Annotated in this window: 19 protein-coding genes; 13 read left to right on the top strand and 6 right to left on the bottom strand. The window is 70.7% G+C overall.

Features of this window, described 5'->3' with window-relative positions:
* Nucleotides 1-5 precede the first annotated feature (5 nt).
* The 4 genes from ASF23_RS02540 to ASF23_RS02525 all read left to right on the top strand — a co-directional run bounded on the left by ASF23_RS02540 (nucleotide 6) and on the right by ASF23_RS02525 (nucleotide 4,426).
* A complete protein-coding gene (locus ASF23_RS02540) occupies nucleotides 6-1,325 on the top strand; it encodes a hemolysin family protein (protein ID WP_055948367.1) in 1,320 nt (439 codons plus the stop codon).
* The gene (gene era, locus ASF23_RS02535) at nucleotides 1,322-2,245 is read left to right on the top strand and encodes a GTPase Era (RefSeq protein ID WP_055948364.1); all 924 of its coding nucleotides are present in this window, start codon (nucleotides 1,322-1,324) and stop codon (nucleotides 2,243-2,245) included. The genes ASF23_RS02540 and era overlap by 4 nt, the downstream gene beginning before the upstream one ends.
* A gap of 181 nt (nucleotides 2,246-2,426) precedes the next feature.
* The gene (locus tag ASF23_RS02530) at nucleotides 2,427-3,725 is read left to right on the top strand and encodes a sensor histidine kinase (RefSeq protein WP_055948361.1); all 1,299 of its coding nucleotides are present in this window, start codon (nucleotides 2,427-2,429) and stop codon (nucleotides 3,723-3,725) included.
* Nucleotides 3,722-4,426, top strand: a complete 705-nt coding sequence (locus ASF23_RS02525) for a response regulator (RefSeq protein ID WP_055948358.1) — start codon at nucleotides 3,722-3,724, stop codon at nucleotides 4,424-4,426. Before ASF23_RS02530 ends, ASF23_RS02525 begins: the two co-directional genes overlap by 4 nt.
* A gap of 93 nt (nucleotides 4,427-4,519) precedes the next feature.
* Here the strand turns inward: ASF23_RS02525 and ASF23_RS02520 are convergent, their stop codons facing one another.
* A complete protein-coding gene (locus tag ASF23_RS02520) occupies nucleotides 4,520-5,683 on the bottom strand; it encodes an epoxide hydrolase family protein (RefSeq protein WP_055948356.1) in 1,164 nt (387 codons plus the stop codon).
* Between the two features lie 128 nt (nucleotides 5,684-5,811).
* On the opposite strand from ASF23_RS02520, the gene ASF23_RS02515 reads away from it, so the two are divergent.
* The 5 genes from ASF23_RS02515 to ASF23_RS02495 all read left to right on the top strand — a co-directional run bounded on the left by ASF23_RS02515 (nucleotide 5,812) and on the right by ASF23_RS02495 (nucleotide 11,869).
* A complete protein-coding gene (locus ASF23_RS02515) occupies nucleotides 5,812-6,549 on the top strand; it encodes an ABC transporter ATP-binding protein (RefSeq protein WP_055948353.1) in 738 nt (245 codons plus the stop codon).
* Nucleotides 6,546-7,934, top strand: a complete 1,389-nt coding sequence (locus tag ASF23_RS02510; RefSeq protein ID WP_055948350.1) for an ABC transporter permease — start codon at nucleotides 6,546-6,548, stop codon at nucleotides 7,932-7,934. The genes ASF23_RS02515 and ASF23_RS02510 overlap by 4 nt, the downstream gene beginning before the upstream one ends.
* A gap of 380 nt (nucleotides 7,935-8,314) precedes the next feature.
* Nucleotides 8,315-10,090 carry a 2-isopropylmalate synthase gene (gene leuA, locus ASF23_RS02505; protein WP_055948349.1) on the top strand — a complete coding sequence of 592 codons (1,776 nt, stop codon included), beginning with the start codon at nucleotides 8,315-8,317 and terminating at the stop codon, nucleotides 10,088-10,090.
* A gap of 119 nt (nucleotides 10,091-10,209) precedes the next feature.
* On the top strand, nucleotides 10,210-11,061 hold the full coding sequence (recO, locus tag ASF23_RS02500; protein WP_082473725.1) for a DNA repair protein RecO: 852 nt from the start codon (nucleotides 10,210-10,212) through the stop codon (nucleotides 11,059-11,061).
* A 10-nt stretch (nucleotides 11,062-11,071) separates the two neighbouring features.
* Entirely contained in the window at nucleotides 11,072-11,869 is a 798-nt protein-coding gene (locus ASF23_RS02495) for an isoprenyl transferase (RefSeq protein WP_055948347.1), read from the top strand.
* Nucleotides 11,870-11,941: 72 nt separating this feature from the next.
* Here the strand turns inward: ASF23_RS02495 and ASF23_RS02490 are convergent, their stop codons facing one another.
* Nucleotides 11,942-12,943 (bottom strand): LysR family transcriptional regulator, encoded by a 1,002-nt coding sequence (locus tag ASF23_RS02490; RefSeq protein WP_235510743.1) that lies wholly within the window; start codon nucleotides 12,941-12,943, stop codon nucleotides 11,942-11,944.
* A 70-nt stretch (nucleotides 12,944-13,013) separates the two neighbouring features.
* On the opposite strand from ASF23_RS02490, the gene ASF23_RS02485 reads away from it, so the two are divergent.
* Nucleotides 13,014-14,132, top strand: a complete 1,119-nt coding sequence (locus ASF23_RS02485) for an aminotransferase class V-fold PLP-dependent enzyme (protein ID WP_082473724.1) — start codon at nucleotides 13,014-13,016, stop codon at nucleotides 14,130-14,132.
* 2 nt (nucleotides 14,133-14,134) lie between these two features.
* Here ASF23_RS02485 and ASF23_RS02480 read toward each other — a convergent pair whose 3' ends face one another.
* The 3 genes from ASF23_RS02480 to ASF23_RS02470 form a co-directional block, all read right to left on the bottom strand.
* Nucleotides 14,135-14,833: an ATP-binding cassette domain-containing protein gene (locus tag ASF23_RS02480; RefSeq protein WP_055948341.1), complete on the bottom strand. Its 699-nt coding sequence runs from the start codon at nucleotides 14,831-14,833 to the stop codon at nucleotides 14,135-14,137.
* A gap of 23 nt (nucleotides 14,834-14,856) precedes the next feature.
* The gene (locus ASF23_RS02475; RefSeq protein WP_055948339.1) at nucleotides 14,857-16,917 is read right to left on the bottom strand and encodes a hypothetical protein; all 2,061 of its coding nucleotides are present in this window, start codon (nucleotides 16,915-16,917) and stop codon (nucleotides 14,857-14,859) included.
* A gap of 62 nt (nucleotides 16,918-16,979) precedes the next feature.
* Nucleotides 16,980-17,357 carry a lactococcin 972 family bacteriocin gene (locus ASF23_RS02470; RefSeq protein WP_055948338.1) on the bottom strand — a complete coding sequence of 126 codons (378 nt, stop codon included), beginning with the start codon at nucleotides 17,355-17,357 and terminating at the stop codon, nucleotides 16,980-16,982.
* 216 nt (nucleotides 17,358-17,573) lie between these two features.
* On the opposite strand from ASF23_RS02470, the gene ASF23_RS02465 reads away from it, so the two are divergent.
* From ASF23_RS02465 to ASF23_RS02455, 3 genes are all read left to right on the top strand, one after another.
* Entirely contained in the window at nucleotides 17,574-18,959 is a 1,386-nt protein-coding gene (locus tag ASF23_RS02465) for a glycine--tRNA ligase (protein ID WP_055948336.1), read from the top strand.
* Nucleotides 18,960-19,105: 146 nt separating this feature from the next.
* Nucleotides 19,106-19,837, top strand: coding sequence for a DsbA family oxidoreductase (locus tag ASF23_RS02460; protein WP_055948333.1), 732 nt, complete (start codon nucleotides 19,106-19,108; stop codon nucleotides 19,835-19,837).
* On the top strand, nucleotides 19,834-20,115 hold the full coding sequence (locus ASF23_RS02455) for a hypothetical protein (protein ID WP_055948331.1): 282 nt from the start codon (nucleotides 19,834-19,836) through the stop codon (nucleotides 20,113-20,115). Before ASF23_RS02460 ends, ASF23_RS02455 begins: the two co-directional genes overlap by 4 nt.
* Nucleotides 20,116-20,225: 110 nt before the next feature.
* On the opposite strand, the gene ASF23_RS02450 is transcribed toward ASF23_RS02455, so the two are convergent.
* The gene (locus ASF23_RS02450) at nucleotides 20,226-20,735 is read right to left on the bottom strand and encodes an aminoacyl-tRNA deacylase (protein ID WP_055948328.1); all 510 of its coding nucleotides are present in this window, start codon (nucleotides 20,733-20,735) and stop codon (nucleotides 20,226-20,228) included.
* Nucleotides 20,736-20,747 lie beyond the last annotated feature (12 nt).

Genomic DNA, 20,747 nt, shown 5'->3' with positions numbered 1-20,747 from the left:
CGCCGGTGGTCCTCGCGATCGTCCTGCTCGCGGCCGCGCTGGTGCTCGTCGTGCTCGGGGGACTGCTCGCCGCGACGGACGCCGCGCTCGGCGTGATGTCCCGTGCGGACCTCGACGAGATCGCCGACCGCAGCCGCTACCGCCGCCAGCTCCAGGCGATCTCCGACGACGTCGGGGCGCACGTCAACGCGCTGAACTTCTTCCGGGTGCTCGCCGAGACGGCCGCTGCGGTGCTGGTGACCGTCGCCCTCGTGCAGCTCCTCGACGTCTGGTGGGTGGCGCTCCTCGTCGCGGCCGGCATCATGACCGCCGTGTCGTTCGTGCTCGTCGGTTCGAGCCCCCGCAGCGTCGGGCGGGCGCACGCCGACGGGCTCCTCGTCTGGACCGGTGGTCTGGTCCGGGGGATCCGGATCGTGCTCGGACCGCTCGCCGGGCTCCTCGTGGCGCTCGGTGACCGGGTCACCCCCGGCCGTGGCGGTGGCTCGAACGTCTCGAGCGAGGAGCAGCTGCTCAGCCTGGTCGACGAGGCTGCCGAGCGGAGCGTCCTCGAGGCGGACGACCGCGAGCTCATCCACTCGGTCTTCGAGTTCAGCGACACCCTGGTGCGCGAGGTGATGGTGCCGCGCACCGACATGACCACCGTCGACGCGGACGCCACCCTCGCCGCCGTGATGGAGCAGTTCCTCGAGACCGGCGTCTCGCGGATGCCCGTGATCGGCCGCGACAGCGACGACGTCGTCGGCGTGGTGTACCTGCGCGACGTCGCCCGGCTGCTGTACGAACGCCCGGACTCGGCGACCAAACACGTCCGGAACCGCGCGCGTCCCGCGGAGTTCGTGCCGGAGTCCAAGGCGGCCGACGAGACCCTCCGCCTCATGCAGGCCAAGACGAACCACCTGCTGCTCGTCGTCGACGAGTACGGCGGGGTGGCCGGCCTCGTGACGATGGAGGACCTCATCGAGGAACTCGTCGGCGACATCTCGGACGAGTACGACCGCACGGTCGTCGACCGCGTCGAGATCCGTCCGGGCGTCTGGCGCATCTCGGCACGCATGCCCATCGACGACCTCGGCGACCTGTTCGGCCTCGAGCTCGAGGACGACGACGTCGACAGCGCAGGCGGTCTCCTCACGAAGGGGCTCGGTCACCTGCCGGTCCGCGGCGAGACGGTGGTCGTCGACGGTGTCGAACTCACCGCCGAGCGGGTCGAAGGCAAGCGACGTCACCTGATCACCATGCTCGTCGAACGATCGGCCGCGGACGCCGCCGACCGCACCGTCGACGAGGACCGAACCACCTCGAGCACTGGACACCGCACCGCATGAGCACCCCTGACGGCGACGCCTCCACCCCCTTCCGTGCCGGCTTCGTCTCCTTCGTCGGTCGGCCGAACGTCGGCAAGTCCACCCTGACGAACGCGGTGGTCGGCGAGAAGGTCGCGATCACCTCCTCGAAGCCGCAGACGACCCGTCGGGCCATCCGTGGCGTCGTGCATCGCGAGCACGGGCAGGTCATCGTCGTCGACACCCCCGGCATCCACCGGCCGCGCACCCTGCTCGGCGAGCGGCTCAACGACCTCGTGCAGGCGACGCTCGGCGATGTCGACGTCATCGGGTTCTGCGTGCCCGCGAACGAGGCGATCGGCCCCGGCGACCGGTTCATCAACACGCAGCTCGACGACTACCCGCGCGCCAAGAAGGTCGCGATCGTCACCAAGATCGACCGGGTGTCGAAGCAGCAGGTCGGCGAGCAGCTGCTCGCGGTCTCGCAGCTCCGCGAGGACTGGGCCGCGATCGTCCCGACGTCCGGCACGAAGAGCCTGCAGCTCGAGGACCTCCTCGGCGAGATCATCAAGCTCATGCCCGTGTCACCGCCCCTCTACGGTGCCGATGCGGTGACCGAGGAGACCTCGACCGACCGGGTGGCCGAGCTCATCCGCGAGGCGGCGCTCGAGGGTGTCCGCGACGAGCTCCCACACTCGCTGGCGGTCTCGGTCGAGGACATGGTCGAGCGCGACGACGAGGCCGACGACACCCTCGACGTCTACGTGAACCTGTACGTCGAACGCGACAGCCAGAAGTCGATCGTCATCGGGCACCGCGGAGAGCGACTCCGCGACGTCGGCTCCCGGTCGCGCGCCGAGATCGAACACCTCCTCGGACGGCACGTGTACCTGAACATCCGCGTCAAGGTCGCCAAGGAGTGGCAGCGCGACCCGAAGCAGCTGGGGCGCCTGGGTTTCTGAGTCGACGCACGACGCGACGTGACGGTCTGGAGGCCCGGCACCGGTCCCAGGGACCGGCACCGGGCCTCCAGACCGTTCCGACCACCGCGCGTCATCCGCTCGGATGACGCGCCGTCCCGTTGTGGACGGAGATGCGCCGATCCGTGCTGCGGACACCCGTCGGGGGCCGTACGGTAGGCCTGTGTTCCGGACCCTCCTGCGCAGCCAGCTGGTGTTCGACGTCGCGCTCGCGTTCGTCCTCACCGCGCTGGTCCTGCTGCTCGGAGCCGAGACCGAGGGCATCGTCGTCACGATCGTGCTCGGCATCGGACTCGCACTCCGCCGGTGGTCGCCGTCGCTCGCGCTGGCCGTCGCGTGGGTCGCTGCGGTGGCGCAGATGCTCTTCGCGCTGGGGTGGACCTCGCCCTACCGGTTGGCCGACCTGTTCATCCCGGCCATCGTCTACGCCAGCAGCGCGTACGGCAGCGACCTGCTCCGTCGGCTCGGGTTGGTCTCGGCGATCGTCGGGACGTTCGTCGGGTCCATCTACCTCTTGGCGTTCCAGACGTACTTCCGGTACGGAAGCTCCCTCACCATGGGCGCGAGCGACGCCCTGAACGTCGTGATCACGGGCGTGGGGCTCTTCCTCGTCCTGCTCGCGCTGCTGCTGCTCCCGTGGCTCGCGGGACTCGTGGTGCGCACCCGCGGTGTGGCGCGGCGGAGTCGCGAGGCGCAGCTGCTCGCGGAGCGCGACGCCGCCCGGTCCGACCGCGCCGTCGCCGTGGAGCAGGAGCGCGTCCGGATCGCCCGCGACATGCACGACATCGTGGCGCACTCACTCGCGGTCGTCATCGCGCAGGCGGACGGCGCCCGGTACGCGCTCCGGGCCTCGCCGGAGAGCGCGGACACGGCGCTCACGACGATCGGCACGACGGCGCGGCGAGCCCTGTCGGACGTCCGCGACCTGCTGAGCGCCCTCCGGCACGAGCAGGGGACGGCGCCGACACCGGACATCGATCGTCTCGAGATGCTCGTCGACGAGATGCGCGGGGTCGGCCTCGACGTCCGGTTCGAGCGGAACGGTGCCCACGGACACTTGCCGACGACCTCGCAGCTCGCGGTCTACCGGATCGTCCAGGAGTGCCTGACGAACGCCCTGAAGCACGGCGATGCCGGCGTTCCGGTCCGGCTCGAGCTCGACTACCGCCCGGACAGCGTCGACATCCTCGTCGTGAACCGACGCGCGGGCACCGGCCAGTTCGACCGGGGGATGATCGCCCGAGGGATGCGTGGGCTCGGGACCGGGCACGGTCTCGTCGGGATGCGGGAGCGTGCGGCCCTGTCCGGCGGGTCGATGTCCGCCGGCGTCCGTGGCGATGACTTCCGGGTCGAGGTGCGCATCCCGACGCAGCAGCCCGGCGCCGGGCACACCGACCACGCGGGTGCCGCCGACCGGCCGCCCGTCGACCACACCGAGACAGCGGAGCGCACCACGCCATGACGACCACCACGCCAGCCGAGCCGGCCGAGCGGATCCGCGTCGCACTCGTCGACGACCAGGCGCTGTTCCGCACGGGCGTCCGCATGCTCATCGAGTCGCAGCCGGACCTGCAGTTCGTGGGAGAGGCCGGGGACGGTGCCGCCGGGATCGACCTCGTCCGGCGGACGCGCCCCGACGTCGTGCTCATGGACGTCCGGATGCCGGTGATGGACGGCATCACCGCGACGTCGAGGATCGTCGACGAGCAGGCGGACGAGGGCGGGCCGTCGGTGCTGGTCCTCACCACGTTCGACTTCGACGAGGCCGCCGCCAAGGCGATCCGTGCGGGCGCGAGCGGGTTCGTCCTGAAGGACGCCGACCCGGAGTTCCTGCTCGCCGCGATCCGGACGGTGAACGCCGGGACGACGGTGTTCGCGGCCGCTGCGACCCGCGACCTCCTCCGGCGGTTCGAGGACCGTGCGGATGCTCCGACGGTCCCACCCGCGTTCGCCGACCTGACGCCCCGGGAGCGGGAGATCTTCGACCTCGCGGCGAAAGGACTGAGCAACGCGGAGATCGCCGGGCACGAGTTCGTCAGCGAGGCGACCGTCAAGACGCACATCTCCCGGGTGCTCACGAAGCTCGGGCTCCGCGACCGGGTGCGTCTGGTCGTGTTCGCGCACGAGCACGGTCTCGTCGGTCGCGACGCCGCCGGGGCGTAGCTGCTCGGCACGGAGCGCTCGCCCCGGCGACGAGTGCTCGGTCGTCAGACGGCGCACATGTCGTCCGGACGCGCAGTTGTCCGCGGGCGGCGCTCAGGCGCGGTACGGCCGGAAGAACTCCCGGAGCTCCGCGGCGTACCCGGCCGGGTCCTCGATCGGTGCGAAGTGCCCGCCGCGCGCGGGCTCGGTCACCCGCACGAGGTTCGTCGTCCGCTCGAGCCACGCCCGGGGCGGGCGGACGAGATCCGCCGGGTACAGCGCGAACCCGGACGGCACCTCGACACGCCGCGCGAGCTGCTCCGGAGCGATCGCGGCGTTCGCGCGGTACATCCGCATCGCGGACGCGATCGTCCCGGTGAGCCAGTAGATCGAGACGTTCGTCAGGATCTGGTCGCGGGTGAACGCCTGCTCGACGTCCCCGTCGCAGTCGCTCCACGCGCGGAGCTTCTCGACGATCCACGCGAGGAGCCCGACGGGGGAGTCGGTCAGTCCGAACGCCGCGGTCTGCGGCTTCGTCCGGTGCATGTGCATGTACCCGCCCTCATCGGCGTTCCACCGGGCGGCGCGGTCGACGAACGCGCGCTCCTCGCGGGTCAGCGTCTGCGGTGCGGACGCGCTGTTCGGCACACCGGCGTCCATCCGGTGCACTGCTGCGATCCGGTCCGCGTGGTCGAGCGCGAGGAACCGGACGACCCCGCTGCCGATGTCACCGCCGGCGGCGCCGAAGCGGTCGTACCCGAGGTCGGTCATGAGCCTCGCCCAGAGCCCCGCGACGGCGACCGTGTCGAGCGGTGCTCCCGCCGGTGCGTCCGACCAGCCGTAGCCGGGCATGTCCGGCACGACGACGTCGAAGGCATCGGCCGGGTCCGCGCCGTGCGCGCCGGGGTCGGTGAGGAGCCCGATGACCTCGGAGTACCGCCATGCCGAGTCCGGCCAGCCGTGCGCGAGCAGGATCGGCATCGACCGGACCGAACGGTCGGCAGCCCGGGCATGGACGAAGTGGATGCCGAGCCCGTCGAGCGAGGTGCGGAAGTGCGGCGCGTCCCAGAGCTCACCGAGCCGAGCCTCGAAGTCGAACTCGTCCGCCCAGTACGCGACGAGCGATCGCAGGGACGCGACATCGGCTCCCATCGACCAGCCGGCGTCCTCCGGTTCGTCGGGCCAGCGCGTCGCACGGAGGCGTGCCCGCAGGTCCGCGACGGCCGCGGGGTCGATCGACAGCGGGAAGGACACCGGGGTGCGTGCGGGTTCGCTCATGGGTGGAACGCTACCGACCGGCTCCGACAGGGAGGCATCCGCCCCTGGACACGTGTCATCCCAGCGAGTGACGGACGCGAGCCGAGCGGCCGACGCGACCCGTGCCTCCCGTCCGCGACAGTGGGGACATGAACGCTGAACCGATCATCCACCTGGAGTCCGTCACCAAACGGTACGGCCGCGCCGTGACCGCGCTCGACGGCGTCAGCCTCGACATCGGAGCCGGTGAGTTCACCGCCATCATGGGCCCGAGCGGTTCCGGCAAGTCGACGCTGATGCACGTCGCCGCCGGGCTCGACTCGGTGACCGACGGCCGGATCGTCGTCGACGGGACCGACATCACCCACCTGCAGGACCGGGAGCTCACCGAGCTCCGTCGACGCCGGATCGGGTTCGTGTTCCAGTCGTTCAACCTCGTCCCGACACTCGACGTCGCCGAGAACGTCCGGCTGCCGATCATCCTCGACGGCCGGCGACCGAGTGTCGAGGAGCAGCAGCGCATCGATGCCCTCATCGCGCGGCTCGGCCTCGGGGACCGCCTCCGGCACCGGCCGAACGAACTCTCCGGTGGCCAGCAGCAGCGGGTCGCGATCGCCCGCGCACTCGCCACGAGGCCGTCGGTGGTCTTCGCCGACGAGCCCACCGGGGCGCTCGACACCCGGACGAGTCGCGACGTCCTCGGGATCCTCCGCGACGCGACCCGGAGCGAGGGGCAGAGCGTCGTCATGGTCACCCACGACCCGATGGCCGCGGCCGCCGCCGACCGCATCGTGTTCCTCAGCGACGGCCGCATCCGCGACGACCGGACGGGCCTGACCGCATCCGAGATCTCCGAGATCATGCTCGGCATGGAGTCCGTCGCATGAGGACGGTCCGGGAGTTCTCGTCCACCGTCGTCGTCGCGGCACTCGGTGCGCTCTTCGGTGCCGTCATGCTCATCGCGTCGAGCACGATCGGGTCCGTCATCGCCTCGGTGCAGGGCCTCGGGGACGTGCAGATCGTCACGACGCTGCTCGACGTCGTCGGGTACCTGTTCCTCGCGATCGCGCTGTACGTCTCCGCGGTCGTCACGGCGAACACCTGCTCGACGGTCATCGCCGGGCAGACCAGGGTCATCGCGCTCCAGCGACTCATCGGTGCGTCGGGTGCGACGCTCCGCGGCCAGATCGCGCGGAAGGGCGTCCTCGTGGGCATCGTCGGCGCGGTCGTCGGCACGGTGCTCGCCGTGGTGCTCGCGATCGTCGCGGTCCGCATCCTCGTCGCGACCGGCACCCTGCCGGACACGAGCTACAGGTTCGTCCTCCCGACGCTCCTGGTGCCGCTCGTCGCCGTCGTGCTCACGACCTGGGGTGCGTTCGCGACCGGCTCGCGCCGGGTGCTTGCAGTACGACCGCTCGAGGCGCTGTCCTCGAGCATCGAGCCGCGCCGAGAGGACCTCCGCTCGTCGACCGGGCGCATCGTGGTCGCCGTGCTCCTCGTGCTCGTCGGTGCCGCGCTCCTCGTGCTCGGGCTGCTCCTCGGCGGGTCGTCGCCCTACGGCGTGCTCATCGCGGCGCTCGGCGGGTTCGTGTCGTTCACCGGGATCGCCGTCGGCGCGACGCTCTTCGTCCCGCCGGTGCTCGCACTCGTCGGTCGGATCGGCGCGCGGAACCCGGCGGTCCTGCTGTCCGGTCGGAACGCACTCCGCGCTCCCGGTCGGGCGTCGAGGGCCACGATCGGCCTGGTGATCGGGGTCACCCTGCTCGTCACGTTCGCCGTCGCGCTCGGCACGTTCCAGCACCAGATCGAGCAGCAGCTCGGCGGGGACGCGCAGACACGCCAGGCTCTCTCGGCGACGTTCGCGACGCTGAACACCGTCGTGAGCGTCCTGACCGGGTTCTCCGGTGTCATCGCGGCCGTCGGCGTCGTCAACGCCCTGGCGCTCGGCGTCCTGCAGCGCCGCCGCGAGATCGGGCTGCTCCGCGCCCTCGGGTTCACCGGGGCCCAGGTCCGCGCGATGATCGTCGTCGAGGCGCTGCAGATGGTCGTCACGGCGCTCGTGATGGGTCTCGTGCTCGGCACCCTGTACGGGTGGGCCGGGGCCGTGGCGCTGTTCGGGTCGCAGGTCAGCGGCGGCATCGCCCCGGTGCTGCCGATCACCACCGTGGTGGTCGTCGTCCTCGGCGCGGTCGTCCTCGCGGTCGCCGCGTCGGTCGCGCCGGTGCGGAACGTGATGCGGGTCGCTCCGACAGAAGCGCTGGCCGTCGAGTAGGTCGTGCGGGTCGCTACGGATCCAGAAGGGAAGCGCTGGCCGTCGAGGAGGTCGTGCGGGTCGTGCGGGTCGCTACGGATCCAGAAGGGAAGCGCTGGCCGTCGAGGAGGTCGTGCGGGTCGCTACGGATCCAGAAGGGAAGCGCTGGCCGTCGAGGAGGCGGTCGCGACCACGGCCGGACTGGAGGGACGGTGCCAGCTGGCACCGTCCCTCCAGTCCGTGTGTCACGTGCGATCGCACGGTGCTACGTTTGTCTCGATGTTCTCCACGCTGCTCCTCCTTCGCCGCCGCGACGAGGCCTGACACCGGCCCTCCTCGTCGCGGAGTCAGCGCTGACCATGCGCCGTGGGCCGTCCACCCCACACACGAAGGACAGCGCGATGCAGAACACACAGACCCCCTCGGGGATGCCGATCCACAAGTACGTCCCGTACGACCAGCAGATCACCGTCGACCTGCCGGACCGCACCTGGCCGACCACGCGGATCACCGAAGCCCCCCGGTGGTGCGCCGTCGACCTGCGCGACGGCAACCAGGCACTCATCGACCCGATGGACGCCGAGCGCAAGCGCGCCATGTTCGACCTGCTCGTCCGGATGGGCTACAAGGAGATCGAGGTCGGGTTCCCGAGCGCGTCGCAGACGGACTTCGACTTCGTCCGGTCGCTCATCGAGACCGACGCGATCCCGGACGACGTCACGATCCAGGTCCTGACGCAGGCGCGCGAGCACCTCATCAACCGGACGTACGAGTCGATCGACGGCGCGAAGCAGGCCATCGTGCACCTGTACAACTCCACGAGCATCGTGCAGCGCGACGTCGTCTTCCGGACCGACGTGCAGGGCGTCGTCGACATCGCGCTCGAGGGTGCCCGCCTGTGCCGTGCAGCAGAGGCGAACCTGCAGCACGGGACGACGGTGTACTACGAGTACTCGCCGGAGTCCTACACCGGGACCGAGCTCGAGGTCGCGCTGCGCATCTGCAACGAGGTCCTCGAGGTCCTCGAGCCGACCCCGGAGCGGAAGGTGATCCTGAACCTGCCCGCGACGGTGGAGATGGCGACGCCGAACGTCTACGCCGACTCGATCGAGTGGATGTCCCGGAACCTGAACCACCGGGAGAACGTCATCATCTCCCTGCACCCGCACAACGACCGGGGCACCGCGGTCGCCGCAGCGGAGCTCGGCTACATGGCCGGCGCCGACCGCATCGAGGGGTGCCTGTTCGGCAACGGCGAGCGGACCGGCAACGTCGACCTCGTCGCGCTCGGCATGAACCTGTTCACGCAGGGGATCGACCCGATGATCGACTTCTCCGACATCGACCAGGTCAAGCGCACCGTCGAGTACTGCAACCAGCTGCCGGTGCCCGAGCGCCAGCCGTGGGCCGGGGACCTCGTCTACACGGCGTTCTCCGGGTCGCACCAGGACGCGATCAAGAAGGGGCTCGAGGCGCTCGCCGCGAGTGCGGAGGCGGCGGGTAAGACCGTCGACGACATGGTCTGGGCGGTGCCGTACCTGCCGGTGGACCCGAAGGACATCGGCCGTTCGTACGAGGCGGTCATCCGGGTGAACTCGCAGTCCGGCAAGGGCGGCGTGGCGTACCTGCTCAAGCAGGACCACGCGATCGACCTGCCTCGCAAGCTGCAGATCGAGTTCTCCGGGGTGGTGCAGCGCCGGACCGACGCCGAGGGTGGCGAGTTCACCTCGGAGGCGATCTGGGACCTGTTCAGCGACGAGTACCTGCCCGCGCGGGAGTCCGACGACAAGTGGGGTCGGTACGAGCTCACCAAGACGGCGACGTCGAGCGACTTCGGTGGGACGACGCACCTGTCGGTCTCGATGCGGGTCGACGACGGATCGGTCGACGCCTCGGCCGAGGGTACGGGGCCGATCGACGCGTTCCTCTCGGTGCTCCGCGACCACGGGGTGACCGTCACGCTGTACGACTACAACGAGCACACGATGAGTGCCTCGGGCGACGCGAAGGCTGCGGCCTACGTCGAGCTCGACGTGGACGGCGTCCGACTCTGGGGTGTCGGCATCGACGCGGACATCTCGACGGCGTCGCTCAAGGCGATCGTGTCGGCCGTCAACCGTGCCGTCCGTGCCGGGGCCGGCTCGGCCGCCGGGGCGCCGGAGCTCGTCGGGGCGTAGGTCTTCCCGCAGGACACCAGGTTGGCCGCGTCGCGCAGGGAAATGACTCTGCGCGATGCGGCCATCTTCGTGTCTTGCGAAGGGCGGGCTGCGTCGGGGGCACGGGGGATACTGGACCCGTGCCCCTGTACCGCGACGAGTGCGTCGTCCTCCGCACCCACAAGCTGGGGGAGGCCGACCGGATCGTCACCATGCTGAGCCGACAGCACGGCAAGATCCGTGCCGTGGCGAAGGGTGTCCGGCGCACCGCGAGCAAGTTTGGGTCGCGGCTCGAACCGTTCATGGTCGTCGACGCGCAGTTCTACGAGGGTCGCTCGCTCGACATCGTGACCCAGGCCGAGTCACTCGGGTCCTACGGCGCGCAGATCGCCGCCGACTACGGCAGCTACACCGCCGCGAGCGCCATGGTCGAGACCGCCGACCGGCTGAGTGACGCCGATGTCGGCCTGCAGCAGTACCTGCTCCTCGTCGGTGCGCTCCGGTCCCTGTCCAAGCAGGAGCACGCGTCGACACTCACCCTGGATTCGTACCTGCTCCGGGCCATGAGCATCGCCGGGTGGGCGCCGAGCTTCAGCACGTGCGCGGTCACCGGGGACCCGGGGCCGCACACCGCGTTCGTCGTCCAGCTCGGCGGGGTCGTCGCCGACCGTGCGGCACCCCCGGGGACGCCGCGGCTCGATCCGGGGACGCTCGCGCTCCTCGGCGCCCTGCTCGCGGGCGACTGGACCGCGGCCGAGGCCACGGACGAGCGCACCCGATCGCGTGCCTCGGGGGTCGTCGCCGCGTACGCCCAGTGGCATCTGGAACGATCGTTGCGGTCGCTCCCGCACGTCGACCGCACGGAGCGCCCGACACGTCTGCCCACGGACGGGAGGCACGACCCGCTCCCGGCAGACAACATCCCGTCCGCCACTGCCCCGTCCGCCACATCTCCGTCCGCCACATCTCCGGAAGGAACCCCCACCGCATGAGGCACGCCGCATGAGCCCCCGCCGACAGAGCGAACCCGAGCCGTTCCGGCCGATCGACTGGACCGGGGAGACACCGCCGCGGTTCCCGGCCGGCGCCGTCCCCGAGCACGTCGCCATCGTGATGGACGGCAACGGCCGCTGGGCGAACGGCAAGGGGCTCACGCGGATCGAGGGTCACCGCGCAGGGGAGGCCTCGCTGCTCGACGTCGTCGCCGGGGGCATCCAGGTCGGCGTCAAGCACATCTCGGCCTACGCCTTCTCGACGGAGAACTGGAAGCGCTCCCCGGAAGAGGTCCGGTTCCTCATGGGGTTCAACCGCGACGTCATCCACCGGCGGCGTGATCAGCTGAACGACTGGGGCGTTCGGGTCCGCTGGGCGGGGCGTCGGCCGAGGCTCTGGCGGAGCGTCATCGACGAACTGCAGGTCGCCGAGCGGATGACGGCGCACAACGACGTCCTGACCCTGACCATGTGCGTGAACTACGGCGGCCGGACCGAGATCGCCGATGCCGTCCGGGGGATCGCCGACGACGTCGCTGCCGGCAGGATGAAGCCGTCACAGGTCAGCGAGAAGACGATCGCCCGGCGGCTGTACACGCCGGAGATGCCCGACGTCGACCTGTTCGTCCGGAGCTCCGGCGAGCAGCGGACGAGCAACTTCCTGCTCTGGCAGTCCGCCTACGCCGAAATGGTGTTCCTCGACCGGCTCTGGCCGGACTTCCGGCGGCAGGACCTCTGGGATGCGATCCAGCTGTACGCGTCGCGCGACCGGCGGTTCGGCGGAGCCGTGGACGCCCCGACGCTCTGACGCCCCGACGCTCTGACGCCCCGATGCTCTGACGACCCGACCGCGCCGCTGCCGGTCGGCGCGCCCGGCCGGTCAGACAGCGAGCCCGACGGCGACCGTGTCCAGGGCCACCACGGCGTCGAGCGCGGCGCGGATGCTCGGCACGCGGGCGGTGCCCCGGATGACGGCGACCTCGATGCGCCGGGCCAACAGGTCGTCCACGGGGTCGATCCGGACGGTCGGCGGGACGATCGAGCTCGCGAGTGCCAGCCGTGGCAGCAGTGCGACCCCGAGGCCGGCGCCGACGAGACCGAGCACGGCGGCGGCGTTGTCCGTCTCGAGGACGATGTCGGGGGTGAACCCCGACGCCCGGCACGAGGCAAGCAGGTGGCCCCGGCACCGCGGACACCCACCGATCCAGCGGGAGTCCCGATGGTCCGCGAGGTCGACCGGACCTCCGGTACCAGCCGTCCCCGCGCGCCCCGTGGCAGGGGTGCGGTCCGTCGGGTCCGGCACCCTGCCTCCCGTCCGGTTCTCGTCGACCGTCTGCGCGCCGTCGGCCGGCGTGACCAGGACGAGCGGGTCGGTACCGATCGGCCGGGAGCGGAGCGACGGCTCGGGCCGCTGCTCCTCGCCGACGTAGGTGAAGGTCAGCGCGAGGTCGACCTCGCCCTCGCGGAGCATCGCGACGGCCTCGGGCGGCTCGACCTCGACGTAGCTGACGTCGAGTCCCGGGGCGGATCGCGCGAGCCGCGCGAGGACGTCCGGCACGAGGGTGGACGACGCCGACGGGAAGCCGGCGAGCCGGACCCGACCGCGGATGAGACCGCCGAGTGCGTCCAGGTCCTGACGCGCGGCGGCGAGGGCGGCGTCCACGTGGACGGCGTGCCCCGCGAGGATGCGCCCTGCGTCCGTCAGGGTGATGCCTCGCGGACCGCGGAGAGCGAGCGGCTGGCCGAGCCGGGCCTCGGCGCGCTGCAGGTGCTGACTGACGGCGGGCTGACTGATCCCGAGCGCGGTCGCAGCTCCCGTGATCGAGCCGACGTCGGCGAGGGCGCGGAGGACACGGAGGGTCTGCGGCTCGAGATCGTCCATCATGCGATGTTATGGCAGCCCTCGTGGATTCCCTCTTCTGTGATGGATCAGTGCCCGCGAGCATGGGGACATGTCCCACTCCACGACCGTGTCCGCGTCTGCGACTGCGTCTGCGTCTGCGTCTGCGTCTGCGTCTGCGTCCGCGACGACCATCGCCGACGCCGCCCGGGCGTTCTCCGCGGGCCGGGGGTACCTCGCAGCGTGCACCGGCGGGCTCCCGACGCGAGCGGCCGCGGACGCGATGCGCGCCGACACGGAGCGGTGGGAGCGGGGCATCGTCGACCCGGTGGCGTCCGGCGCCGTCGCCGATGCGGGACGTGCGGCGTTCGCGGCGATCGTCGGAGCGCCGGTCGACCGGGTCGCGATCGGATCGCAGACGTCGGTGTTCGTGAGTGTCGTGGCGTGCTCGGTCCCCGACGGCGCCGAGGTCCTCGTCGTCGACGGCGACTTCAGCTCCGTGGTGTTCCCGTTCCTCGCGCAGGCGCACCGCGGCGTCCGCGTCCGCTCGGTCCCGCTGGACACGCTCGCCGCCGCCGTCACACCGGACACCGCCGTCGTCGCGTGGTCGGCCGTGCAGTCCGCGACCGGTGCGCTGGCCGACGACGCCGTGATCCGCGCCGCTGCCGCTGCTGTCGGGGCACTCACCGTCTGCGACCTGACCCAGGCCGCCGGGGTGCTCCCCGTCGATGCGACCCGGTACGACGTGACCGTGACCCACGCCTACAAGTGGTTGTGCTGCCCGCGCGGGGTCGCGTTCATGACGGTGTCCGACCGCGCGCTCGCGGAGCTCCGCCCGGTGCAGGCCGGCTGGTACGCGGGTGCCGACGTGTGGTCGTCCTGCTACGGCCCGGCGATCACGCTCGCCGACGACGCCCGCCGGTTCGACGTGTCGCCGGCGTGGCAGGCATGGGCCGGCGCGGTCCCGGCGCTGCGGTTCTTCGCGTCGCTCGACATGGCATCGGTCTGGAGGCACGCCACCGGTCTCGCCGATCGGCTGTCCGGCCGGCTCGGGCTGGCACCGCAGGGTCAGGCGATCGTGACGTGGTCCGACCCGTCCGGTGCCGATCTCGCCCGCCTGCAGGACGCCGGTCTCACGGTGTCCGGGCGCGCCGGTCGGGTGCGCGTGGCCTTCCACCTCTGGAACGACGAGTCCGACGTGGACAGCGTGGTGGCGGCGCTCGGGCGCTGAGGTCAGGCGGAGCGTCCCGCTGCTTCTGCTCCCGTTCGGATCGGGACCGGTGCCGTCGTCGGGGCTGCGAGGTCGTCGAGCGAGAACTCCCGGTCGCACGCCTCGCGGACGGAATCGGTGTGCGTCGCGACGAGGACAGCTGCACCCGCGTCGGCGAACTCGCGGAGGACCGTCATCACCATGTCGGCGTTGACGGAGTCGAGGGCACCCGTCGGTTCGTCGGCGAGGACGATGCGGGGACGCTTCACCAGGAGCCGTGCGAGTGCGACCCGTTGTTGTTCCCCACCGCTCAGCTCGTGGACGACGTCCTTCGAGCGGCCGACGAGACCGACCCGGTCGAGCGCCTCCTCGTTCTCCTCGCGGCGGGTCCTGCGCCGGGTTGCTCCGGCTCGGACGACGTCGAGGTTCGCCTCGACGGTGGCGTCCTCCACCAGTGCGTAGTTCTGGAACAGGTAGCCGAGGAGGTCGCGCCGCGCGAGTCGTCGTCCCCGAGCGTGCATCGGCCCCGTGTCCCGCCCGTCGAGCACCACCGTGCCGCCGTCGAGCGCGTCGATGAGTCCGATGCAGTCGAGCAGGGTCGACTTCCCCGAGCCGCTCGCTCCCGTCAGCGCGAGCAGTTCACCGCGGGCGACGGTCAGGTCGACGTCGGCCCAGATGGTCCGTTTGCCCCGGCGCTTCGTGGCACCTCGTACCTCGATCATCGGATCTTCCCTTCGTGGTGTGTTCATGACTCGGACGACCTGGACCTGATCGACCGTGCGCTGCTGACCAGTCCGACCCCGATCGACACTGCGCTCACGAAGCAGACGGCTGCCATCGACCCGGACAGAGCTGCTGGTGCGCTCGCCGCCGATGGATCGAGTGCCTGGAGCGGTCCGCGAACGCTGGTACGGGCCGACCAGAACGCGTTCGCGCAGGCAAGGGTTCCGAGAAGGAAGACCGCACACTCGAGAGCCAGTAGCGCGCGATTCGCTCGTGCGTACGACCAGCCGCTGGCGAACCGCGCGAAGTTCTCCGTTGCCTGTCGACGCCGCACCAGACCCACGGTTCCTGCCGCGGCGAACACGGCGACGGCGATCGCACCGATCCCGGAGAGGAGGGCGACCCGGCGCGCCGCAGTGAGCCGGTGCTCTTCGTCCGCCGCCTCCCGTGCGACCGGGAACACCGCGAGGAACACCCGATCGAGGTGATGGCGGGCGATCGCGGTGGCAGCGACATCAGTGTCGGTGAACAGCACCTCGCCACTCGTGATCCAGCTCCCGTAGGTGTCGTCGCTGAAGGTGGCGCTGCCAGGAGGCTCGACGACGACGACCGGATCGACGACCCACGAGGGCATCCGTATCTGGTCCGTCGAGTAGGTGTAGAGCCGTTGGGCGTCCTTGATCAATCCCGTCCTCACGTCGGGTGCTGGTCCGCCCCGAGGATCTCGCAGCACCTGGTCGCGGACGGCGTCCGTGACCGCAGACGCCTCTGCCCGAAGGCGCTCGGGGATCATGACCTCAGGGACCCCGCCGATTTGCCCCCCGGGAGGCACTTCGACGCGTGCGCCGTCAGCTCCTCGCACGGTCTGACGTTCGAGGTATCCCCTGTCGACCACGAGCACCGGAAGTGCCCCGAGGTCTGGACGATCCGCAACCGACAGCTCATCCCCGTGGACCAGGAATGCTTCCCGCCGCGATTGCGCGTCACGGGCGAACCGTCCGAGCCGATCCCAGAATGCGTCTCGTCGCGATGGTGCACCGAGGCTGCCGCTGCCCCAGAGCTGCGCCGCAGTTCCGGCAGCTGCTCGGTCGGCACGCGCTGCCTGGATGGACGCCGTCGCAGCAGTGCTCTGCACGGACGCGAACACCGAGGGGACGAGGATCAGGGTCGCGACCACTCTCGATGCGCCAGCGAGCGCGATCGACGAACGAGCGGGCCGGTTGCCGCGGATGGCGCTCGCGATCTGCTGGCGGCGCAGCACCAGGGTGCAGATGACATGCGTCAGGACGACGGGAACGGTGAAGACCACCCAGAGCACGCCGAACACGAGCAGGTAGGTCGTGTGCTGCGCGAGACCGTTGTACACGCCGAGCAGCGCTGCGCCGACGATCAGCGTGGCGAACCACGGTGCCGCCCGTCGGGTGACGTCCCACGCCTCGCGGAGGCAGACAGCGACAGCACTCGCGCCGGACATCCGGCGGAGCGCGCCACGCCGTGGTGCTCCGAGGCAACCACCGGCCGCGAGCACGACCACCAATAGCACAAGGGATCCTGCGGCTGCGAGTCCGGACCCGCCGACTGTCCACAGCGACATGTCGAGGATGGTTTCGTACGGCGCGGCGCGCACCTCGTAGCCGAGGCTCCGGAAGCCGTCCACGAACACGCCCTCGGAGCCGTGGCCCGCGAACGTGTAGTAGTAGCCGCGCGGGTCCGCCGAGTTCGACTCGTCCATGGCCACCACGGAGGTGCGCATCGATGGGTCGAAGTCGCGATACCCGTCGACCGTCCAACGGCCGGGGAGCGACGTCGTGTCGCTCGCCGTGACCACGAGGGTGCGGTGCCGGTTCGGGTCGCTCGCATCGGTCACCTCTCGGGCGATCCCCGCCCCCGTCTCACGGCTGACGCGGCGGACCATGGCGGTGACGTCTGCGGCGGGGGCGCTGTCGGCAGTCTCGGAGACCTTGATGATCGACGTCGGCCCGATGAATCGGTCCTGGTCGGTCTCGAACATCGTGAAGAACGCGAAGAGCTGCGCGACCAGGATCGGGACGACGTAGGCCCAGCGAAGCGTTCGGGGGAGCATGCAACCGCCTTTCATGAGGTGAGCGCCCGCCGTGCATCACGGCGGGCGCTCACCCGGGTTGGTCAGCAGAGGCGGTAGTAGGCCTCGTCGACTGCGTTGAACCGAGGCACGGCGTTCGCGTACGACCACTTCCCAGACCCAACGTTCTTGCTCCGGACGAAGGTCTTGCCCTGCACACTTGAGCCGTGGCAGCGCGAACCATGGAGATAATTCGAGAAGACAACCGAGTTGATGCCCCAGATCCATGTCCCACCCCCGCTCCGGGCGCTGGTGTCCGACGGGGTCGTGCGCGACTGCGTCTCCGTCGTCGCGACAGCCCCGCCGGACTCCGGCCCGAACCCGAGCCGGTCCGTCTGTGACGCGGACGCGGTGATTGCCGGAGTGATGGCCAGCCCCGCGGCGAGCAGCAAGCCGGTCGTGAGCGTGGTGATCTTCTTCATCGAGGATTCCTTTCCCTAGCTGCTTCCCACCGGAGCAGTGGCGTTAAAGATTCTGTGTCTGAAACGTCACTGTCAAGTCCGAGGCGTGTCGTGCCTCCAGGCCGGTGCACGAGGTCCGCCGGACCGCACCGGCCGGCTCGACCCAGCCCGCCCGCTACGATTGCCCGGTACGTTTCCGCACCGGGCATCCAGCTCGGCGACCTGGAGGAGCTCTCCTTGGCCCAGCCCACCCGTCTCGACGCCGTCATCGCCCTCGCGAAGCGTCGCGGCTTCGTGTTCCAGTCCGGCGAGATCTACGGGGGTTCCCGCTCCGCCTGGGACTACGGCCCCCTCGGTGTCGAGCTCAAGGAGAACATCAAGCGGCAGTGGTGGCAGCGGTTCGTGCGCAGCCGCGGTGACATGGTGGGGCTCGACTCCGCCGTGATCCTGCCCCGGAAGGTGTGGGAGGCGTCCGGGCACATCGCCACCTTCACCGACCCCCTCGTGGAGTGCCTGCACTGCCACCACCGGTTCCGCCAGGACCACCTCATCGAGGCGTTCGTGGCCAAGAAGAACCGGGAGCCCGAGGGGGGCATGGCGGAGATCGCCTGCTCGAACTGCGGCACGCGTGGCGAGTGGACCGAGCCGCAGAACTTCTCCGGGATGCTGAAGACCTACCTCGGCCCGGTGGACAACGAGGAGGGGCTGAACTTCCTCCGCCCCGAGACCGCGCAGGGCATCTTCGTCGACTTCGCCCAGGTCGTCACGACGTCCCGCATGAAGCCCCCGTTCGGCATCGGCCAGGTCGGCAAGGCGTTCCGCAACGAGATCACCCCCGGCAACTTCATCTTCCGGACGCGCGAGTTCGAGCAGATGGAGATCGAGTTCTTCGTGCCCCCGGCCGAGGCCGGCGAGTGGTACGAGCGGTGGATCGAGGACGCGGTGTCGTGGTTCACCGACCTCGGCATCGACCCGGAGAACCTCCGCCGCTTCGACGTGCCGGACGGCGAGCGGGCGCACTACTCGGACGCCACGGCGGACATCGAGTACAAGTTCGGGTTCGTGTCGAGCGAGTGGGGCGAGCTCATGGGTGTCGCGAACCGCACCGACTTCGACCTGAACAACCACATCCGGGAGTCCGGCCAGGACCTCCGGTACTTCGAGCAGGCGTCCGGCGACCGCTACGTGCCGTACGTCATTGAGCCGTCGTTCGGCCTGACCCGGGCGCTCATGGCGTTCCTCCTCGACAGTTACCACGAGGACGAGGCCCCGAACGCCAAGGGCGGCATCGACAAGCGGACCGTGCTGCGGCTCGACCCGCGACTCGCCCCCGTCAAGGCCGCCGTGCTCCCGCTCTCCCGCAACGAGCAGCTCTCGCCCGTCGCCCGGAAGCTCGCCGACGACCTCCGGCAGTTCTGGAACGTCGAGTTCGACGACGCCGGCGCGATCGGCCGCCGCTACCGCCGCAACGACGAGATCGGGACGCCGTTCTGCATCACGGTGGACTTCGACACGCTCGAGGACCAGGCGGTCACGGTGCGCGAGCGCGACACCATGAGCCAGGAGCGGGTCGCGCTCGACCAGCTGCAGGGGTACCTCGCGACGAGGCTGCTCGGGGCGTAGCCGTTGCGGCTCGCTCCGCGCGTGTTCTGAACACCCGGGTCCACGTCGAACACGTGGATCCGGGTGTTCGCGTCGGACGGGCGTGTTCAGAACACGCGACCCGCCCGCCGGGAATGCCGCGCCCGCGGCGCCCGTTGCCGCACACCATGAGCAACGATCCCGTCAAGGTCGACATCTGGAGCGACATCGCCTGCCCCTGGTGCTACATCGGCAAACGCAAGTTCGAGGCGGGAGCGGCCGCGTTCGGCGCTGCGGGCGGCACCGTCGAGGTCGAGTACCACTCCTTCGAGCTGAGCCCCGACACCCCGGTCGACTTCGAGGGCACCGAGGCCGAGTTCCTCTCGCGCCACAAGGGCATGCCGGTCGACCAGGCGCAGCAGATGCTCGACCAGGTCGGTTCGATCGCGGAGAGCGTCGGCCTCGACTACGCGTGGGACGACCTGCACCACACGAACACCGTCAAGGCGCACCAGGTCATCCACCTCGCCAAGACGAAGGGGCTCCAGCTCGCGATGGTCGAGCGCTTGTTCGCGGCGTACTTCGTCGAGGGACGGCACGTCGGCGACGAGGACGACCTCGCGGCGCTCGGTGCGGAGATCGGGCTCGACCCGGACGAAGTGCGGACGACACTCGCCACGGACGGCCAGCTCGCCGCGGTCCGCGAGGACCAGGCCGAGGCGCAGGCGTTCGGGATCAACGGCGTGCCCTTCTTCGTCATCGACGGCAAGTACGGCGTCTCCGGCGCCCAGGACCCCGCGACGTTCACGCAGGTGCTCGAGCAGGTCGTCGCGCTCCGGGAGGCCGACCCCGAGGGGGTGGCACGCGCCGCCGACGACGCGGTTGCCGACGACGCGGTGGCCGAGGAGGCGACCCGATGACGAACGTGACCGTGTCCGTGGAGGGGGAGCCGAGCCTCCAGTCCGAGGCGTCGGTCACGTCCGAGGCGTCGGTCACGTCCGAGACGTCGGTCACGTCCGAGACGTCGGTCGCGTCCGAGACGTCGGTCGCGTCCGAGACGCGGGTCGCGTCCGAGGCGAGCGTCGCGTCGAGCGTCGTGGACGGACGGGAGGCACGACCCGCGCTCGTCGCGCTCGTCCCGTCCGGCGGTGCGCCGGTCTGCGAGGGCGACACGTGCTTCTTTGAAGTCCCCGACTGAGCCCTGCGGCGAAGGTGTTCTGAACACGTGCGTCCAGCTCGAACACGCGGATACGAGGGTTCCGGGTGGACGAGCGTGTTCGGAACACGCAACGCCGGCCCGGCGGCGGACTACCCGCGGGGCTGCTCCTCGTCGGTGATGTCCGCCACGACCGCGCCGTAGGCGGCCACGAGGGCATCGGCATCGACGAACGCGCTCGCCCCGTGTCGACCGGCTCCGAGCGCGATCCGGCGCCCCAGGATCCGTTCGTCGGCGAAGACCGGCAGCGGGGTGAGGGTGCCGATCGGGGTGATCGTGCCCCGCTCGTAGCCGGTGGCCGCGAGCGCGACCGACGCATCGGGCATCGAGAGCTTGTTGACGCCGACGACCGACCGGAGCTTCTTCCACGCGATGCTCCGGCCGCCCGGGATCAGGGCGAGCAGGAAGCCGTCGTGGCGCTTGACGACGAGGGTCTTGACGATGTCGCCCGGCTCGATCCCGAGCAGGTCCGCGGCCTCGTGCAGGGAGTTCGCCGCCGGGCGTTCGACGACCTCGACGGCGAGCCCGCGAGCGGCCGCATCGGCTGCGAAGCGATCGGGTCCGTCGGAGTCGGGAGCGGAGTTGTCCACAGGGGTCGTCATGCCGTGACCGTA

The sequence above is a fragment of the Curtobacterium sp. Leaf261 genome (assembly GCF_001422205.1).
Lineage (GTDB): Bacteria > Actinomycetota > Actinomycetes > Actinomycetales > Microbacteriaceae > Curtobacterium.
The sequence above is the reverse complement of the archived record's forward strand: the minus strand, read 5'-3'. Positions and strand labels throughout refer to the sequence as shown.

Excerpts from the sequence above, each read along its gene's own strand:
- era (WP_055948364.1), top strand. The coding sequence starts at position 1,322 with ATGAGCACCCCTGACGGCGACGCCTCCACCCCCTTCCGTGCCGGCTTC.
- ASF23_RS02525 (WP_055948358.1), top strand. The coding sequence starts at position 3,722 with ATGACGACCACCACGCCAGCCGAGCCGGCCGAGCGGATCCGCGTCGCA.
- ASF23_RS02520 (WP_055948356.1), bottom strand. The coding sequence starts at position 5,683 with ATGAGCGAACCCGCACGCACCCCGGTGTCCTTCCCGCTGTCGATCGAC.
- ASF23_RS02515 (WP_055948353.1), top strand. The coding sequence starts at position 5,812 with ATGAACGCTGAACCGATCATCCACCTGGAGTCCGTCACCAAACGGTAC.
- ASF23_RS02510 (WP_055948350.1), top strand. The coding sequence starts at position 6,546 with ATGAGGACGGTCCGGGAGTTCTCGTCCACCGTCGTCGTCGCGGCACTC.
- leuA (WP_055948349.1), top strand. The coding sequence starts at position 8,315 with ATGCAGAACACACAGACCCCCTCGGGGATGCCGATCCACAAGTACGTC.
- ASF23_RS02495 (WP_055948347.1), top strand. The coding sequence starts at position 11,072 with ATGAGCCCCCGCCGACAGAGCGAACCCGAGCCGTTCCGGCCGATCGAC.
- ASF23_RS02490 (WP_235510743.1), bottom strand. The coding sequence starts at position 12,943 with ATGGACGATCTCGAGCCGCAGACCCTCCGTGTCCTCCGCGCCCTCGCC.
- ASF23_RS02485 (WP_082473724.1), top strand. The coding sequence starts at position 13,014 with ATGTCCCACTCCACGACCGTGTCCGCGTCTGCGACTGCGTCTGCGTCT.
- ASF23_RS02480 (WP_055948341.1), bottom strand. The coding sequence starts at position 14,833 with ATGATCGAGGTACGAGGTGCCACGAAGCGCCGGGGCAAACGGACCATC.
- ASF23_RS02475 (WP_055948339.1), bottom strand. The coding sequence starts at position 16,917 with ATGCTCCCCCGAACGCTTCGCTGGGCCTACGTCGTCCCGATCCTGGTC.
- ASF23_RS02470 (WP_055948338.1), bottom strand. The coding sequence starts at position 17,357 with ATGAAGAAGATCACCACGCTCACGACCGGCTTGCTGCTCGCCGCGGGG.
- ASF23_RS02460 (WP_055948333.1), top strand. The coding sequence starts at position 19,106 with ATGAGCAACGATCCCGTCAAGGTCGACATCTGGAGCGACATCGCCTGC.
- ASF23_RS02455 (WP_055948331.1), top strand. The coding sequence starts at position 19,834 with ATGACGAACGTGACCGTGTCCGTGGAGGGGGAGCCGAGCCTCCAGTCC.
- ASF23_RS02450 (WP_055948328.1), bottom strand. The coding sequence starts at position 20,735 with ATGACGACCCCTGTGGACAACTCCGCTCCCGACTCCGACGGACCCGAT.